General features: G+C 66.8%; 11 protein-coding genes. 10 read left to right on the top strand and 1 reads right to left on the bottom strand.

The window, feature by feature from the left end; genetic code table 11:
- Positions 1–9: 9 nt before the first annotated feature.
- From ACZK2R_RS09865 to ACZK2R_RS09820, 10 genes are all read left to right on the top strand, one after another.
- A complete protein-coding gene (locus ACZK2R_RS09865; RefSeq protein WP_032129224.1) occupies positions 10–1998 on the top strand; it encodes a chemotaxis protein CheA in 1989 nt (662 codons plus the stop codon).
- Between the two features lie 354 nt (positions 1999–2352).
- On the top strand, positions 2353–4602 hold the full coding sequence (locus ACZK2R_RS09860; protein ID WP_478487979.1) for a methyl-accepting chemotaxis protein: 2250 nt from the start codon (positions 2353–2355) through the stop codon (positions 4600–4602).
- A 158-nt stretch (positions 4603–4760) separates the two neighbouring features.
- Positions 4761–5534 carry a flagellar brake protein gene (locus tag ACZK2R_RS09855; RefSeq protein ID WP_032129226.1) on the top strand — a complete coding sequence of 258 codons (774 nt, stop codon included), beginning with the start codon at positions 4761–4763 and terminating at the stop codon, positions 5532–5534.
- Positions 5535–5776: 242 nt separating this feature from the next.
- Positions 5777–6268: a chemotaxis protein CheW gene (locus ACZK2R_RS09850; protein ID WP_049401162.1), complete on the top strand. Its 492-nt coding sequence runs from the start codon at positions 5777–5779 to the stop codon at positions 6266–6268.
- 136 nt (positions 6269–6404) lie between these two features.
- Positions 6405–6788 carry a hypothetical protein gene (locus ACZK2R_RS09845; RefSeq protein ID WP_010482470.1) on the top strand — a complete coding sequence of 128 codons (384 nt, stop codon included), beginning with the start codon at positions 6405–6407 and terminating at the stop codon, positions 6786–6788.
- A gap of 101 nt (positions 6789–6889) precedes the next feature.
- Positions 6890–9268: a methyl-accepting chemotaxis protein gene (locus tag ACZK2R_RS09840; protein WP_125895427.1), complete on the top strand. Its 2379-nt coding sequence runs from the start codon at positions 6890–6892 to the stop codon at positions 9266–9268.
- 737 nt (positions 9269–10005) lie between these two features.
- Positions 10006–12279: a methyl-accepting chemotaxis protein gene (locus ACZK2R_RS09835; RefSeq protein WP_180837605.1), complete on the top strand. Its 2274-nt coding sequence runs from the start codon at positions 10006–10008 to the stop codon at positions 12277–12279.
- 37 nt (positions 12280–12316) lie between these two features.
- Positions 12317–13186: a CheR family methyltransferase gene (locus ACZK2R_RS09830; RefSeq protein ID WP_050509861.1), complete on the top strand. Its 870-nt coding sequence runs from the start codon at positions 12317–12319 to the stop codon at positions 13184–13186.
- Positions 13183–13779, top strand: coding sequence for a chemoreceptor glutamine deamidase CheD (gene cheD, locus ACZK2R_RS09825; protein ID WP_008264676.1), 597 nt, complete (start codon positions 13183–13185; stop codon positions 13777–13779). Before ACZK2R_RS09830 ends, cheD begins: the two co-directional genes overlap by 4 nt.
- Positions 13776–14849 carry a protein-glutamate methylesterase/protein-glutamine glutaminase gene (locus tag ACZK2R_RS09820; protein ID WP_125895860.1) on the top strand — a complete coding sequence of 358 codons (1074 nt, stop codon included), beginning with the start codon at positions 13776–13778 and terminating at the stop codon, positions 14847–14849. The genes cheD and ACZK2R_RS09820 overlap by 4 nt, the downstream gene beginning before the upstream one ends.
- A gap of 273 nt (positions 14850–15122) precedes the next feature.
- On the opposite strand, the gene acnB is transcribed toward ACZK2R_RS09820, so the two are convergent.
- Positions 15123–17714 (bottom strand): bifunctional aconitate hydratase 2/2-methylisocitrate dehydratase, encoded by a 2592-nt coding sequence (gene acnB / locus ACZK2R_RS09815; protein WP_032129839.1) that lies wholly within the window; start codon positions 17712–17714, stop codon positions 15123–15125.
- Between the last annotated feature and the right edge of the window lie 4 nt (positions 17715–17718).

The following is a 17718-nucleotide window of genomic DNA, read 5'->3' as shown; positions in this document are numbered from 1 at the left end:
ACCACTGCCATGAGCATGGACCTGCAACGCTTCCACGCCACCTTCTTCGAGGAGAGCCGCGAAGGCCTCGACGCGATGGAGGCTGGCCTGCTGGCCCTGGAATCGGGGCAGCAGGACGCGGAGATCATCAATTCGGTGTTCCGCGCCGCCCACTCGATCAAGGGCGGCGCCGGCACCTTCGGCTTCGATGCGATCGCCGGCCTGACCCATGTGCTGGAAACGCTGCTCGATGAGCTGCGTGCCGGCAAGCGGGCGCTGGAAGGCCACGCCGTCGACGCCATGCTGTCCTCGGTGGACGTGCTGCGCGCCCTGCTGCGCGAAGCCGAACACGGCCAGGCCGCCGATCCCGCCGCAGTTGCTGCGGTGAAGGCGCGCCTGGAGGCGGTTCTTTCCGGGGAGGCCGCAGCGAGCGCCCCCGCGGCCGCCGCAGCCAAGGTGGACGATACGCCGGAAGCCTGGCAGATCGGTTTCACCCCGGCGCCATCGCTGTTCATGAGCGGCAACGACCCGCTGCGCATCATCCGCGAACTGGAACATCTCGGTTCGCTGCAGGTCGCCGCGCGCATGGAACGCCTGCCCGGCTTCGCCCAGCTCGACCCGCTGGAGGCCCACCTGGCGTGGGATCTCGGCCTGGTCGGCAAGGTGCCGCGCAGCAAGATCGAAGACACCTTCGCCTGGGTGCTGGACGACTGCGAACTGGACATCCGTCCGGCTGCGCCGCCGAGCCTGGCCACCGAGGCACCCGCCACACCCGCCCCTTCCACACCGGCTGCCGTTGTACCGGCGGCACCCGCCGCCGCTGCCAGCAGCGCTGGCGGCCAGGAAGCCGAAACCTCGATCCGGGTCAGCGTCGACAAGGTCGATGCGCTGATCAACCTGGTCGGCGAACTGGTCATCACCCAGGCCATGCTCAAGCAGGTCTCGCACGCGCTGGACCCGGTCCACGCCGAGAGCCTGTTCGCCGGCCTGGACCAGCTTGAACGCAACACCCGCGATCTGCAGGAAGCGGTGATCGGCGTGCGCATGCTGCCGGTCGATGCGGTGTTCCGCCGCTTCCCGCGCCTGGTCCGCGACCTGTCCAGCCGTCTCGGCAAGCAGGTCCGCCTGCGCACCGTCGGCGAAGGCACCGAACTGGACAAGGGCCTGATCGAAAAGATCGCCGATCCGCTGGTGCACCTGGTGCGCAACTCGATCGACCACGGTCTGGAAATGCCCGACGTGCGTCGCGGTGCGGGCAAGGACGAGACCGGCACGATCACCCTGGCAGCCTCGCATCAGGGCGGCCATATCGTCATCGAAGTCAGCGACGACGGCCGCGGCCTGGACCGCGCCAAGATCCTGGCCAAGGCCACCGAACGCGGCCTGGCGGTGCCGGACAACCCGACCGATTCGCAGGTCTGGGACCTGATTTTCCAGCCGGGTTTCTCCACCGCCGATGCAGTCACCGACCTGTCCGGCCGTGGCGTTGGCATGGACGTGGTCCGCCGCAACATCCAGGCGCTGGGGGGCGAGGTCCAGATCGAAAGCAGCCTCGGCGCTGGCACCCGCACGCTGATCCGCCTGCCGCTGACCCTGGCCATCCTCGACGGCATGACCGTGGCGGTGGCCGGTGAAACCCTGATCCTGCCGCTGGCTTATGTGCTTGAGGCCCTGCAGCCGCAGGCCGAGGACATCCGCAGCATGGCCGGCGAAGGCCGCGTGCTGCGCGTGCGTGGCGAGTATCTGCCGATCCTGTCGCTGAGCGAGTACTACGGCTACGGCAACCGCGCACCGGGCAGCGAATCGCTGGTGGTGGTGGTTGAAGGTGATGGCCAGAAGATTGCGCTGGAAGTGGACGAGCTGGTCGGTCAGCAGCAGGTGGTGGTGAAGAACATCGAGAACAACTACCGCCGCATCGGCGGGGTATCCGGTGCCACCATCCTTGGCGATGGCCGCGTGGCCCTGATCGTCGACATCGGCGGTCTGGTGCGTTCGCTGCGGATGCCGCAGGCCGCCTGATCCACGTTGAATGCGTGCACTGAGCCGCCGCCCTTCGGGGCGGCGGTTTTCGTTTGCGCGCACGGCCACGATCTGACCGCGCTCGCTTCGCCAGGCATACCGTGAACTCCGTCTGCACGAAGGTTTCGGGCGCAACCTTGCCGTTCAAGCGAAAGCCCTGTCATGGCACCACTTTCGCGACGTCATCCCTACGCAACCGAATGTGATCTGCGTCCATAAAGTCCATCCGAACTGCGCCGCTATTTCGCTTTGACGGCCGTCACCGAACCCCCACCGGGCACCACCGTTCGCTCTGCACCCCCCCCCCCAGCCGACGCAACGACGCCGGCGCCCTGCCCACCTGGAGCACCCTGCATGAAGTGGTTCCACGATCTGCCCATCGCCCGCAAGCTGGCCGTGGGGTTCACCCTCACCACCTTGATGACCCTCGTCCTCGGCGCATTCGCACTGCTGCGGCTCAACGAGGCCAACAAGCAACTGGGCGAGATGGCCAGCAACGATATTCCCTCGGTGCAGCATCTCGGCGAGGCGCGCTCGCAACTCGGCGAGTTCCGCACCTACGAGCTGGCTCTGTTGAGCATGCTCGACCAGCCTGACAAGGTGGCCGACTACTACAAGCGCATGGACGACACCGCCAAGGCCGTACATGACGAACTGGCCGCCTACTCGGCACTGCCAGCCCTGGCCAAGGAGCGCGAGCTGTACGCTGCGGCAAACGTGCAGCTGGACCGCTACTTCGCTGCCAACAAGGCCATGCGCGAAGCCGTCGCGGCAGGCGACGGCACCTTGGCGCGGCAGATCTCCGACGAACAGTCGCGCCCGGCCCGCCGTGACCTGTTCGCTGCGATGAAGACCCTCGGCACCCATATCGCCGGCCTGATGGATGCCAAGATCGCCGATGCAAATGCCACCCACCGCGCCAGCATGATCGCCATCATCGGCTGCATCGTGCTGCTGTCGCTAGTGGCGGCCGCGCTGGCGACGGTCATCTCGCGCGCCGTCACCGGCCCGCTCGGCAAGGCCGTGCACGCGATCCAGGCCGTTGCCCGTGGCGATCTCAGCGTCAGCACCCAGGCCACCAGCAAGGACGAAGCCGGCAAGATGCTGGCCGCCACTACCGAAATGACCGCGATGCTGCGCCGCTTCTCCGAGCAGACCCAGCTGATGGCGCAGATGCACGCCGGTCCGGACATCAGCCACCGCATTCCGGAAGACTTCCCGGGCGTCTATGGGCAGCTGGCCAGCGGTATCAACACGGTCATTTTCGAACATCTCGACGCGATCCGCGATGCCATCGACGTGCTCAACCAGTACGCCACCGGCAACCTCACCCCGGACGCACGCCGCCTGCCCGGCAGCCGCGCGATCCTGCACGAGTCGATGGATGCGGCCAAGGCCAGCCTGCTGGCCATCAACACGCAGATCCAGCAGCTGGCCTCGGCCGCCGCAGCCGGCGACTTCAGCCAGCGCGGTGATGCGCAGCGTTTCAATCACGATTTCCGCGTGATGATCGAGCAGCTCAACAGCATGATGCAGGTGGCCGACGGCAACCTCGGCCAGCTCTCGCAGCTGCTGCAGTCGATCGCCGCCGGCGACCTGACCGCGCGCATGGACGGCCAGTTCAACGGCGTGTTCGCACGCATGCGTGACGACGCCAACACCACCGTCGCGCAGCTGACGCAGATCGTCGGCCAGATCCAGGCCAGCGCGTCCAGCATCACCCTCGCCGCTGGCGAGATCGCGTCGGGCAACAGCGATCTGTCGCGCCGCACCGAGCAGCAGGCCGCCAATCTGGAAGAAACCGCCGCGTCGATGGAGGAGCTGACCTCCACCGTGCGCCAGAACGCCGAGCACGCCCGCCAGGCCAACCAGCTCGCCATCGGCGCACATGGCGTCGCCTCGCAGGGCGGTGAAGTGGTCGGCCAGGTGGTCACCACCATGTCGGCCATCGAAGCCTCGTCGAAGAAGATCGCTGAGATCATCTCGGTCATCGACGGAATCGCCTTCCAGACCAACATCCTGGCGTTGAATGCTGCAGTGGAAGCTGCCCGCGCAGGTGAACAGGGCCGTGGCTTCGCCGTGGTCGCCAGCGAAGTGCGCACCCTCGCCCAGCGCTCGGCTGCGGCCGCCAAGGAGATCAAGGGCCTGATCGACGACTCCGTCGGCAAGGTCGCCGAAGGTTCCAGCCTGGTGCACCAGGCCGGCAGCACCATGGGCGAGATCGTCGCCTCGGTGCAGCGCGTGACCGACATCATGGCCGAGATCTCCGCAGCGTCGCAGGAACAGAGTGCCGGCATCGAGCAGGTCAACCAGACCGTGGTGCAGATGGACGAGACCACCCAGCAGAATGCTGCGCTGGTGGAAGAAGCCACCGCTGCCGCACGTGCAATGGAAGACCAGGCCGTGCAGCTGGGTGAAGCCGTGGCCCGCTTCCGGCTGGCATCACAGGGCACGACGGCCATCCCGGCACGCCCGCTGGCGGCACCGGTGCCGCGCCAGGTCGCAGCCGCCGCACCGGCCGCAAAGCCGGTCCCGGCGCGTACGCTGCGCACGGCGACGGCCCAGCCGGCGCTGGCCGCAGACGGCGACTGGCAGGAGTTCTGATGTACCCGGGGTCGGATCCCTTTCCTTCGGGAAAGGGATCCGACCCCTGACGCATGGAAAGTGATGCAATTCTCACTTCATAATCGGGCACAGTGGCCGATATCCCCATCGAGCCTCGCGCCAACGCGTGCTGGCGCCCGCCCCTGACCGTAGATTCCATGTCCGACGGCAACGACACTGCAGTGCATGATGTCCACGCGGCTGATGCCGCTGACGAACGTTTCCTGGTCCGTAATCCGCGCCAGCTGCGGCAGCTGCTGCGATCGTTGATCGACCAGCGATCACTGATCAATGCGCATATCGACGGCCGCGACCGCTCGTTCCCGACCGCGCTGCTTGAGCTCGACGAGGACGACGACACCCTGCTGCTCGATGGCAGCCCGCAGGAGGCGTCCAACCGCGCCGCCGAACAGGCCGACCATCTGCTGTGCTTTGCCCAGCTCGAACGCGTGCTGGTGCGGTTCCGTCTGCAGGCACTGCAACGTGTGGACAACGACGGCCACGTCGCCTTCCGTGCCCCTCTGCCGGACGAACTGGTCCATCTGCAGCGACGTGAGATGTACCGGCTGGAGACGCCAGTCACCGATTCACCCCAGCTGCTGATCCCCGCCGGCGAGAGCCGTGCCGAAGCGCTGTCGATGCGGGTGGTGGACATCAGTGGCGGCGGCCTGGCGGTGGCCGTGCCTACCGACTGCGCGGTGTTCAGCCTGCAGAAGCGCTACCCGGCGATGCTGTCGCTGCCCGACGGCCCCGACCTGGAGATCGAGCTGGTCGTCTGCAACCTGCTGCCGCAGCGCCAACCCAATGGCATCGAGATCAAGCGCGTGGGCATGCGCTTCGACATCCTGCCGCGTGGCGCCGACAGTGCCATCCAGCGCTACATCTTCCGCATCGACCGCCAGCGCAAGGCGCGCCGCAACGGCGAGCTGTAAGGCCTCCCGACCGGTAGTGCCGGCCGCTGGCCGGCAATGGCCGCATCCACATTGTTGCCAGGTTGCCGGCCAGCGCCCGGCACTAGCGCTTCCCGTGTAGATCCACGCCATGCGTGGATGCCCCCATCTTCCCCGGTAGATCCACGCCATGCGTGGATGTCTTCCCCGGCACCTAAAGTCCCCCGACGAGGGGCCGATATCGAGCCTGACACCGGGACTTCCGGCAGAACCAGGACCCCTCGATGAACGACAAGACCAGCTCCGCCGCCAGCGCCGGTGGCGAATTCCTCAGCTTCACCCTCGGTGCCGAGCACTACGGCGTGGACATCCTCAAGGTCCAGGAAATCCGCGGCTATGACGCGGTGACCCGGGTCCCGGATGCACCGGACTACATCAAGGGCGTGATCAACCTGCGCGGCACCATCGTTCCGGTGATCGACCTGCGCCTGAAGCTGCGCCTGGACGATGCCCGCTACGACGCCTTCACCGTGATGATCGTGCTGAACGTCGATGACCGCGTGGTCGGCATCGTCGTCGACAGCGTCTCGGACGTGATCCCGCTGTCGGCCGAGCAGATCCGCCCGACCCCTGAATTCGGCGCCGCCGTCGATACCCGCTTCATCTCCGGCATCGGCACGCAGGACGACCGCATGCTGATCCTGCTCGACATCGAGACTCTGCTGGACAGCGCCGACATGGGCCAGGCCAGCGTCGTTGAAGACGCCGCTGCCTGATCGAACGGACCTGCTTCACGTTCTGGTCACAAACCCCTTCAGTTCCCTCCGGCAGTGCCGATAGGGGGACAGAAGCCGGTCGCGCAGGAGCGCGCAGAACCGGAACGACCATCACCATCCCCGGAGATACACCTCGATGAAGTCCCTGCTTGCGTTCGTTTCGGCCGCTGTCCTGGCCACCACTGCTTCCGCCGCGTTCGCCCAGTCGGCCGACATGATCCCGCCGGAACTGGCACCGCGCTCGGTCGGCAAGGACGGCATGGTCTGCGGCAAGGTCGAGAAGGCCCGCTATGCAGAAGGTTCCGAAGGCCAGCCGACCTTCCTGTACATGGGCGGCGCCTTCCCGCGCCACACCTTCTCGGCCCGCATCGCTGGCGAGAACCGCGGCAAGTTCTCCTTCCCGCTGGAAACCCTGGAAGGCAAGACCGTCTGCGTGATCGGCAAGATCCAGCGCGACGCCTCGCGCGCCGAAATCGAAGTCAGCTCGCCGGCCGGCCTGAAGCTGGCAAACATCAAGTAATCCGCTGTCCGTCGAACCACGCCGGACCTGGTGCCGGCGTGGTTTCTGCTGCAACCGGGCCCGATGCCCGGGCGCGTCTGCCTTAGGAGCTCGCAACGCCCATGCCGTGGATCAACAACCTGAAACTGATGCCGAAGCTGCTGCTGACCTTCGGTGTCCTCCTGCTGGTGATGCTGCTGCAGGGTATCGTCGCCTATCGCGGCCTGCACTCGCTGAACAACGTCACCACCGAGCTGGCGGGTTCTCGCATGGAGAGCATCCGCATGGCCGGCGAGATGCGCGGCATGCTGGGTGAATACCGCAACGCCGCCTATCAGCAGCTGATCCGCGCCAGTGACGACGTCAAGGCTGATGCACGCAAGCAGACCGTCGAGCTGCGTACCAGCATGGACAAGTCGATCAAGGACTATCCGAAGCTGGTCGACAACGCACAGCAGAAGAAGCTGTTCGACACCTTCGCCAAGGAGTGGAAGGATGCCCTGGCCTCCTATGACAGCGTCACCGAGATGCTGGAACTGGACCTGCCGGACGACGCCATCGATACCTTCGTCGGCGAGACCCGCACCAAGCACCGCAAGGCCGCTTCGGCGCTGGAAGCGCTGATCGCCGAAGACAACCGCCTCGCCCGCGCCTCGCGCGAAGAGGCCGAATCCACCTACTCCGCCTCGGCCGTGCTGACCGTGATCGCCCTGCTGGGCGGCGCCGCACTCGGCCTGGTGCTGGTCTGGCTGTTTGCCCGTGCCCTGGTCGGCAGCGTGCGCGGCGCCGTCTCGGTTGCCAACGATGTGGCCGGCGGCAAGCTCGATGGCCACATCGACGTCAGCCGCCAGGACGAAGTGGGCGAACTGATGCAGGCGATGCAGCGCATGCAGCGCGACCTGCGCGAGCGCACCGAAACCGACCAGGCCATCGCCCGCGAGAACCTGCGCATCCGCACCGCGCTGGACTACAGCTCCACCGGCGTGTACCTGACCGACACCAGCAATACCATCGTCTACACCAATCGCGCCCTGCAACAGACCCTGAGCCAGTACCAGGACGACGTGCGCCGTGACCTGCCGGACTTCGACGCGCAGGCCTCGCTGATCGGCAAGCCGGTCACCGTGCTGGAGCATCGCGGCGAGATGGACCAGACCCTGCTGGGCAACCTGAAGGCACACGGCGTCGCCCGTCGCCCGATGCAGTACGGCGATGCCCAGTTCGCCCAGGTGGTTTCCACCATCCGCAATGAAGGCGGCGACACCGTCGGCTACGTGGTGGAATGGCGCGACCGCACCCAGGAAGCGCAGGTGGAAGCCGAAGTGGCCCGCGTGATCGCCCAGGCCGCCGCTGGCGACCTGTCCGGCCGCATCGATGCCACCGACAAGGAAGGCTTCTTCCTGCAGCTGGCCCAGCAGATCAACGGCCTGCTGGATGCCAACGCCGGCAGCATCGAACAGATCTCCGGCCTGCTCGCCGCGCTGTCGCAGGGTGACCTGACCGTGCGCATGCACGGCGACTACCAGGGCGTGTTCGCCCGTATGCGCGACGACGCCAACGCGACCGCCGCGCAGCTGAGCGAGATCGTCACCCGCATCAAGCAGTCCAGCCGCGCGATCAGCTCGGCCGCCGGCGAGATCGCCTCGGGCAACAGTGACCTGTCGCGCCGCACCGAGCAGCAGGCCGCCAACCTGGAAGAAACCGCCGCCTCGATGGAGGAGCTGACCTCCACCGTGCGCCAGAACGCCGAACACGCCCGCCAGGCCAATCAGCTCGCCATCGGCGCGCATGGCGTCGCCTCGCAGGGCGGTGAAGTGGTCGGCCAGGTGGTCACCACCATGTCGGCCATCCAGGCTTCGTCGAAGAAGATCTCGGAGATCATTTCGGTCATCGACGGGATCGCCTTCCAGACCAACATCCTGGCGCTGAACGCCGCGGTGGAAGCCGCACGCGCCGGCGAACAGGGCCGTGGCTTTGCCGTGGTCGCCAGCGAAGTGCGTACCCTCGCCCAGCGCTCGGCCGCCGCGGCCAAGGAGATCAAGGGCCTGATCGATGATTCGGTCGGCAAGGTCAACGACGGCTCGGCACTGGTGCACAAGGCCGGCGCCACCATGGGCGAGATCGTCGCCTCGGTGCAGCGCGTGACTGACATCATGGCCGAGATCTCTGCGGCTTCGCAGGAACAGAGTGCTGGCATCGAGCAGGTCAACCAGACCGTGGTGCAGATGGACGAAACCACCCAGCAGAACGCCGCGCTGGTGGAAGAAGCCACCGCCGCCGCACGCGCAATGGAAGAACAGGCCGGTCACCTCAGCGAGGCCGTGTCGATCTTCGTGGTGGATGAAGCCGAGACCGTGGTTGCCCCGCGCATCGCCGCTGCCCCGGTCCCGCGTGCTGCCGCACCGGCCGCACCGGCCCCGGTCGCCCCGCCGGCCCGCCGCACCGCCGGTGGTCGCCCCATGGCCACCGAACTGGCCGATGGAGACTGGCAGGAATTCTGATGCCTGCCTGACCTGATGTACGAGAACGCCCTGGCCCTGCGCTGGGGCGTTTTTGTTTACGGGGTATCTGGATATCCAGCCAACGGCGAAGCCCCTCGGGGGGGTCGCGGTAGGCGCGTGGCTACTGAGGGTTGGCCGGGAGGGTGGGCTGCGCAGGGGCCGCTGCAAGTACGTCCATGTAAGCTCGGTCGCCGCATCCATGCGGCTCACGCCCCTGCGCAGCCCACCCTCCCGGCCACGGACAGTTTCCGTGCGCGTCCACCCCGGATTGAAGAAAGAAGAGCAAGAGCAACAGCACCGCTTCCGGGTTCAGATTCGCTTTCCGCAGGAAAACGGATCTGCCCCCTCTTCCCACTTGGAAAGCCAACGCTCTTGCCGTCCGTCACAGGAATGCCGAGAGGGCTGGGTCGGGGTGGGCTGGCGGGACCGTTGGCGCCATGGATGGCGCCATCGAGCCCCCAAGGACGGGTTTACGGCGTGTCCCGCCAGCCTACCCCGATCCAGCCACCCACTGAAAATTCAGAGCCGACCAACCGCCGTTGCTGTTGCTGTTGCTGTTGCTGTTGCTTCAAAAGCCTGCCGCAGGCAGCGCCGCAGCCGCCGCTGCAAGGAAACCTGAATACGTTCGGACACCGCACCTCAATCCCCCGCCCGCGCGGCCGATAACGGGGTTGTCACCGCTTGTCCCGCTGTGACCGGCACGGCGCCGCCCGCCCGCTTCGACCTGGTCCTGCTCGATGAATCTCATGCATCGCTGGCAACACTACTTCAGCAACCTCTCCGTCCGGCGCAAGCTCAACCTGCTGACGCTGCTCATCGCGCTTGGCGTGATCGCGCTCTCGGTGATCGCCGCCCGCATGCAGTACCTCGACCTGACCGAGACCCGCAAGACCGCGCTGAAGACCCAGGTCGAACTCAGCTACGGCATCCTCCAGCACTACCATCGCCTGGCCGGTACCGGCGAGCTCAGCGAAGACGCTGCCAAGGCCGCCGCCCTGCAGGCGCTGGAAGTGATGCGCGCCGATAACGATGCCTACTACTTCAACATCTACGACACCGGCTACCGCCTGCTGATGCACCCGTTCCGCAAGGACCTGGTCGGCAAGGACATGAAGGATTTCCGCACCGACGACGGCGTGCGCATCTACTACGACCAGGTGGAAGCAGCCAAGGCCGGTGGCGGCTTCGTCAACTACCGCTGGGCCAAGCCCGGCAGCAAGGGCGAGGTCGAGAAGGTGGCTTACGCCGGCCTGTTCGCGCCCTGGAACTGGGTGGTCAGCAGTGGCGTCTACATGGACGACGTGCAGAAGCAGGCACTGGTGTTCACCGCCATCATGGCCGTCTCCGGTGGCGTGCTGGTACTGATCGTGCTGGCCCTGAGCTGGCTCATCGGCAACCGCATCGCCGTACCGCTGAAGCAGGCAACGGCCGTCGCCGAGGGTATCGCCCGCGGCAAGCTGGACAGCCACATCGGCCCGCAGCCGCATGACGAGACCGGCCGCCTGCTGGACGCCATGTCGGGCATGCAGCAGCAGCTGCACGCGGTGATCAGCGGCCAGCGCGAGATGGCGCGTCGCCACGACGGCGGCGAACTGAGCTACCGCATCGATGCCAGCGCCTTCCCCGGCGAGTACGGGCTGATGGTGCAGGAAACCAATGCCCTGGTCGGCGGCCACGTGCAGACCCTGCACGATGTGCTGGACGTGGTGCAGCAGTACGCGGTGGGCGATCTGAGCCGCGACGTCGCGCGCTACCCCGGCGAGAAGGCCGCGATGACCACCACCGTCGACACGGTCAAGGCCAACCTCGGCCGCATCAACGCCGAGATCAAGCAGCTGGCCAGTGCCGCCGCCGCAGGCGACTTCAGCCGCCGTGGCGACGCGCAGCGCTTCGATCACGATTTCCGCCTGATGCTGGAAAACCTCAACGCGATGATGGCGGTCAGCGATGACAACCTCGGCAAGCTCTCGCAGCTGCTGTCGGCCATCGCCGAAGGCGACCTGACCGCGCGCATGCACGGCGACTACCAGGGCGTGTTCGCACGCATGCGGGACGACGCCAACACCACCGTCACCCAGCTGACCCAGATCGTCGGCCAGATCCAGGCCAGCGCCGGCAGCATCACCCTGGCCGCCGGTGAGATCGCCTCGGGCAACAGTGACCTGTCGCGCCGTACCGAGCAGCAGGCCGCCAATCTGGAAGAAACCGCCGCGTCAATGGAGGAACTGACCTCCACCGTGCGCCAGAACGCCGAGCACGCCCGCCAGGCCAATCAGCTGGCGATCGGCGCGCAGGGTGTTGCTTCCCAAGGCGGCAGCGTGGTCGGCCAGGTGGTCAACACCATGTCGGCCATCGAAGCTTCGTCGAAGAAGATCGCCGAGATCATCTCGGTCATCGACGGCATCGCCTTCCAGACCAACATCCTGGCGCTGAACGCCGCAGTGGAAGCCGCACGTGCCGGCGAACAGGGCCGCGGCTTCGCCGTGGTCGCCAGCGAAGTGCGTACCCTCGCCCAGCGCTCGGCCGCCGCGGCCAAGGAGATCAAGGGCCTGATCGATGATTCGGTCGGCAAGGTCGCCGAAGGCTCCAGCCTTGTGCACCAGGCCGGTAGCACCATGGGCGAGATCGTCGCCTCGGTGCAGCGCGTGACCGACATCATGGCCGAGATCTCCGCGGCTTCGCAGGAGCAGTCGGCTGGCATCGAGCAGGTCAACCAGACCGTGGTGCAGATGGACGAAACCACCCAGCAGAATGCTGCGCTGGTGGAAGAAGCCACCGCCGCCGCACGTGCGATGGAAGAACAGGCTGGCCAGCTGGCCGACGCCGTGGCGATCTTCCGCCTGGACAACCAGGTCTCGGCCGCGATGAAGGCAGTGGCCGCGCGTGTCGAGCCGGCGCATGTTGCCGCCGCCGTGGCGCGTCCGCGGCCGGCTCCGACGCCAGCACCGGTCCGCCGCAGCAGCAACGCCAGCACCTTCGTCGCCAGCGACAGCGACTGGCAGGAATTCTGAGACCCACCCGCGGCGGCTTCGGCCGCCGCCTCTGCCGATGGACACGTCCCCCGTGCAAAGTCCTACTCCCATCGTCACCGGCCCGCGCGAATTCGAGTTCGCCGACCGTGATTTCCGCCGCGTCTGCGACCTGATCTACCAGCGCGTGGGCATCGCCCTCGCCCCGGCAAAACGCGACATGGTCTATGGCCGCCTGTCGCGCCGCCTGCGCACGCTGGGCATGCGCAGCTTCCAGCAGTATCTGGACCATCTGGAGCAGGAAGACGGTGACGAGTGGCAGGCGTTCACCAACGCACTGACCACCAACCTGACCTCGTTCTTCCGTGAGCCGCACCACTTCGACAAGCTGCGCGAGGAGCTGCAGCAGCGCTCCAGCCGCACGCCGCTGCTGCTGTGGTCGTGCGCCGCCTCCACCGGCGAAGAGCCCTACTCGATGGCGATCACCGCCTGCGAAGCCTTCGGCACCCTGAAGCCACCGGTACGCATCATCGCCACCGACGTCGATACCCAGGTGCTGGCCACGGCCGGCCGTGGCGTCTACAACATCGACCGCGTCACCAGCCTCGACCCGGACCTGCGCCGCCGCTACTTCCAGCGCGGCAGCGGCCCCAACGAGGGCCAGTGCCGCGTGCTGCCGGCACTGCGCGAGCTGATCGAGTTCCGTCCGCTGAACCTGCTCGCGCCGCGCTACGACGTCGGTGGCCCGTTCGATGCGCTGTTCTGCCGCAACGTGATGATCTACTTCGACAAGCCGACCCAGCGCGCGATCCTGGGCCGGCTGGTGCAGCACCTGTCCGACGATGGCCTGCTCTACACCGGCCACTCGGAGAACTACCTGCACGCCGCCGACCTGATCCAGCCCTGCGGACGCACCCTGTACCGCCGTGCGGCAAAGGCCGGCGCATGAACGCATCGCTGCGTACCGATGATGTGATGCGTTACCAGGACGCGCGCTTCAAGACCATTGCGGCCAAGCTGCTGCCGACCCAGTACCTGGTGGTCGACGACACCACCGCGCTGACCACTACACTCGGCTCCTGCGTGGCCGCCTGCCTGCGCGACCCGGTGCTGAAGATCGGCGGCATGAACCACTTCCTGCTGCCCGAAGGCAACGCCGGCGATGGCGCACCCGCGCGCTACGGCAGCTACGCGATGGAACTGCTGATCAACGACATGCTCAAGCGCGGCGCGCACCGCAAGCGCATCGAGGCCAAGGTGTTCGGCGGCGCCAACGTGCTCAAGGGGTTCACCAGCAATCCGGTCGGCACCCGCAACGCCGAGTTCGTGCGCCAGTACCTGCAGGCCGAGCACATTCCGATCATCGCCGAAGACCTGTGCGGCATCCATCCGCGCAAGATCTGGTTCTTCGCCGATACCGGCCGCGTGGTGGTGCAGCGTCTGCCGCATGCCCATGAAGCCGAAGTGGCTGCGACCGAATCGGCCGTGCGTGCACGCCTGTCCAAGGCTCCGGTCACCGGTGGCGTGGAGCTGTTCGAATGACCCTGACCGGCAACGCCCCCTGCCGGGTCCTGATCGTCGACGACTCCGCCGTCGTGCGCCAGATGCTCACCGAGATCCTGTCCAGCGATCCGTCCATCGACGTGGTCGGCACCGCCGCCGACCCGCTGCTGGCACGCGAGAAGATCAAGCGCCTGGCCCCGGACGTGATCACGCTGGACGTGGAAATGCCGCGCATGGACGGGCTGGCGTTCCTGGAAAACCTGATGCGCCTGCACCCGCTGCCGGTGGTGATGATCTCCTCGCTGACCGAACGCGGCGCCGACACTACCCTGCAGGCGTTGGCGCTGGGCGCGGTGGATTTCGTCTCCAAGCCGAAGCTGGACGTTGCGCGGGGCCTGCAGGGCTACGCCGACGAGATCATCGCCAAAGTGAAGATGGCGGCGCGTTCGCGCGTTCGCCCGCTGGTGCGCGCTGCCGCACCGAAGCTCCTGCTGGACGCCTCCCCAGCGACGCGTCCCGCCACGCCCCAGTTCCGCACCACCGACCGGCTGATCGCGATCGGCTCATCGGCCGGTGGCACCGAGGCCCTGCGTGTAGTGCTGGAAGGCATGCCCGCCGACGGTCCGGCCGTGGTGATGACCCAGCACCTGCCGGCCAGCTTCAGCACGGCTTTCGCCGAACGACTGGATCGCCATTCCGCCATGGCAGTGCGTGAGGCCAGCGACGGTGAAGCGGTGCTGCCCGGCCACGCCTACCTGCCACCGGGTGGCAAGCATCTGCGGATCATCCGCGACGGTGCGCGCTGGCGCTGCCGGGTCGACGACGGCCCGGCCGTGAACCGGCACAAGCCCGCGGTGGATGTGCTGTTCCGCTCGGTCGCGCAGAACGCCGGCGGCAACGCCATCGGTGCCATTCTCACCGGCATGGGCGATGACGGTGCACGCGGCCTGCTAGAGATGCGTCAGGCCGGCGCCCCGACGCTGGTGCAGGACGAGGCCAGCAGCGTGGTCTGGGGCATGCCCGGTGCCGCGTTCAAGCTCGGCGCCGCCGAGGAACAGGTGCCGCTGGAACGGATTGCGGAACGGTTGCTGGCGCTGGCGCGCGGCTGATTGCGCGCCCCGGCTCAAGGACTCCGCTTGCAGTAGATCCACGCCATGCGTGGATGCCGTTGTAGAGTCGAGCCACGCTCGACTCATCGCGCATGGCGCGAACAGCAGCCAAGCATGGACTCGGTGCTACAGGCCATCAGGCAACAAAAAAAACCCTGGCTTTCACCGGGGCTTCTTCGTTTCAACGGGTTGCCGGCCAGCGGCCGGCACTACCATGCGTCGTCGGCCCACAAAAAAACCCCCGGCGCGAGCCGGGGGCTTTTCGTTACCGCATCAGGCGGCGACCGTCTTGGCCACGTCCTGGTATTCCTCGATCTGGTCGAAGTTCATGTAGCGGTAGATCTCCGCACCATTGGCGTTGATCACGCCGATGTCCGCCATGTACTCCTCCTTGGTCGGGATGCGGCCCAGACGCGAGCAGATCGCCGCCAGTTCCGCCGAACCCAGGTACACGTTGGTGTTGCGGCCCAGGCGGTTCGGGAAGTTGCGGGTCGAGGTCGACATCGCGGTGGAACCTTCGCGGATCTGCGCCTGGTTGCCCATGCACAGCGAGCAGCCCGGCATTTCCATGCGTGCACCGGTGGCGCCGAAGGTGCCGTACACGCCTTCCTTGGTCAGCTCCGAGGCATCCATCTTGGTCGGCGGGGCCACCCACAGGCGGGTCGGCAGGTCACGCTTGCCTTCCAGCAGCTTGGCAGCCGCACGGAAGTGACCGATGTTGGTCATGCACGAACCGATGAACACTTCGTCGATCTTGGCGCCGGCCACTTCGGACAGGGTCTTCACGTCGTCCGGGTCGTTCGGGCAGGCCACGATCGGCTCATGGATGTCGGCCAGGTCGATCTCAATGACAGCGGCGTACTCGGCGTCGGCATCCGGCTCCAGCAGCTCCGGGTTGGCCAGCCACGCTTCCATCTTCTCGATACGGCGCTGCAGCGAACGCGGGTCCTGGTAACCCTCGGCGATCATCCACTTCAGCAGGGTGATGTTGCTGTTGAGGTACTCGATGATCGGCTCCTTGTTCAGGCGCACCGAGCAACCGGCCGCCGAACGCTCGGCCGAGGCGTCGGACAGTTCGAACGCCTGTTCGACCTTCAGCTCCGGCAGGCCTTCGATTTCCAGGATGCGACCGGAGAAGATGTTCTTCTTGCCAGCCTTGGCCACGGTCAGCAGGCCCGACTTGATCGCGTACAGCGGAATCGCGTTGACCAGGTCACGCAGGGTCACGCCCGGCTGCATCTTGCCCTTGAAGCGCACCAGCACCGACTCCGGCATGTCCAGCGGCATCACGCCGGTGGCAGCGGCGAAGGCAACCAGGCCCGAACCGGCCGGGAACGAAATGCCCACCGGGAAACGGGTGTGCGAGTCACCACCGGTGCCGACGGTGTCCGGCAGCAGCATGCGGTTGAGCCAGCTGTGGATCACGCCGTCGCCCGGACGCAGCGAGACGCCGCCACGGGTGGAGATGAACTCCGGCAGGGTGTGGTGGGTCTTCACGTCCACCGGCTTCGGGTAAGCGGCGGTGTGGCAGAACGACTGCATCACCAGGTCGGCCGAGAAGCCCAGGCAGGCCAGGTCCTTCAGCTCGTCACGGGTCATCGGGCCAGTGGTGTCCTGCGAGCCGACCGAGGTCATCTTCGGTTCGCAATAGGTGCCCGGGCGCATGCCCTGGCCTTCCGGCAGGCCACAGGCGCGGCCAACCATCTTCTGCGCCAGCGAGAAGCCCTTGCCGGTATCGACCGGCTGCACCGGCAGGCGGAACAGGTCGGTCGGGGCCAGGCCCAGCGCTTCGCGTGCCTTGCCGGTCAGGCCACGGCCGATGATCAGCGGAATGCGGCCACCGGCGCGCACTTCGTCGAACAGCACTTCGGACTTGACCTGGAACTCGGCGATCACTTCACCGTTCTTCAGCGCCTTGCCTTCGTACGGACGCAGCTCGACCACATCGCCGTGCTCCATCTTCGACACGTCCAGCTCGATCGGCAGTGCACCGGCATCTTCCATGGTGTTGTAGAAGATCGGGGCGATCTTCGAACCCAGGCAGACGCCACCGGCGCGCTTGTTCGGGATGAACGGAATGTCATCACCGGTCCACCACAGCACGCTGTTGGTGGCCGACTTGCGCGAGGAACCGGTGCCGACCACGTCGCCAACGTAGGCGACCAGGTGACCCTTGTCCTTCAGGTCGAGGATCTGCTGGATCGGGCCGCGCTTGCCGTCTTCTTCCGGGGTGAACGGCGCGTCGTCGCGCTTGTTCTTCAGCATCGCCAGGGCGTGCATCGGGATGTCCGGGCGGGTGGTCGCGTCCGGCGCCGGCGACAGGTCGTCGGTGTTGGTTTCGCCCGGCACCTTGAACACGGTGACGGTCAGGCTCTGCGGCACTTCCGGGTTGCTGGTGAACCACTCGGCGTCGGCCCAGCTCTGCAGCACGGACTGGGCGTTGGCATTGCCGGCCTTGGCCTTTTCCTGCACGTCATGGAAGGCATCGAACACCAGCAGGGTCTTCTTCAGACCGTTGGCGGCGATGGTGCCGACGCTGGCATCGTCCAGCAGCTGCACCAGCGGGGCGACGTTGTAACCGCCGAGCATGGTGCCCAGCAGTTCGGTGGCGCGCTCACGGCTGATCAGCGGGTTCTGCTCGCTGCCCAGGGCGATCGCCGCCAGGTACGAGGCCTTGACCTTGGCCGCGTCATCGACGCCGGCCGGCACGCGGTGGGTCAGCAGGTCGAGCAGGAACTCGGCCTCGCCCTGCGGCGGGTTCTTCAGCAGTTCGATGACATCGGCCGTCTGCTGCGCGCTCAGCGGCAGCGGCGGGATGCCAAGCGCAGCGCGCTCGGCGACGTGGTGGCGGTAGGCTTCCAACATGACA

The sequence above is a fragment of the Stenotrophomonas sp. 96582_Sma genome (assembly GCF_056480905.1).
This window is presented reverse-complemented; position numbering and strand designations above follow the sequence as displayed.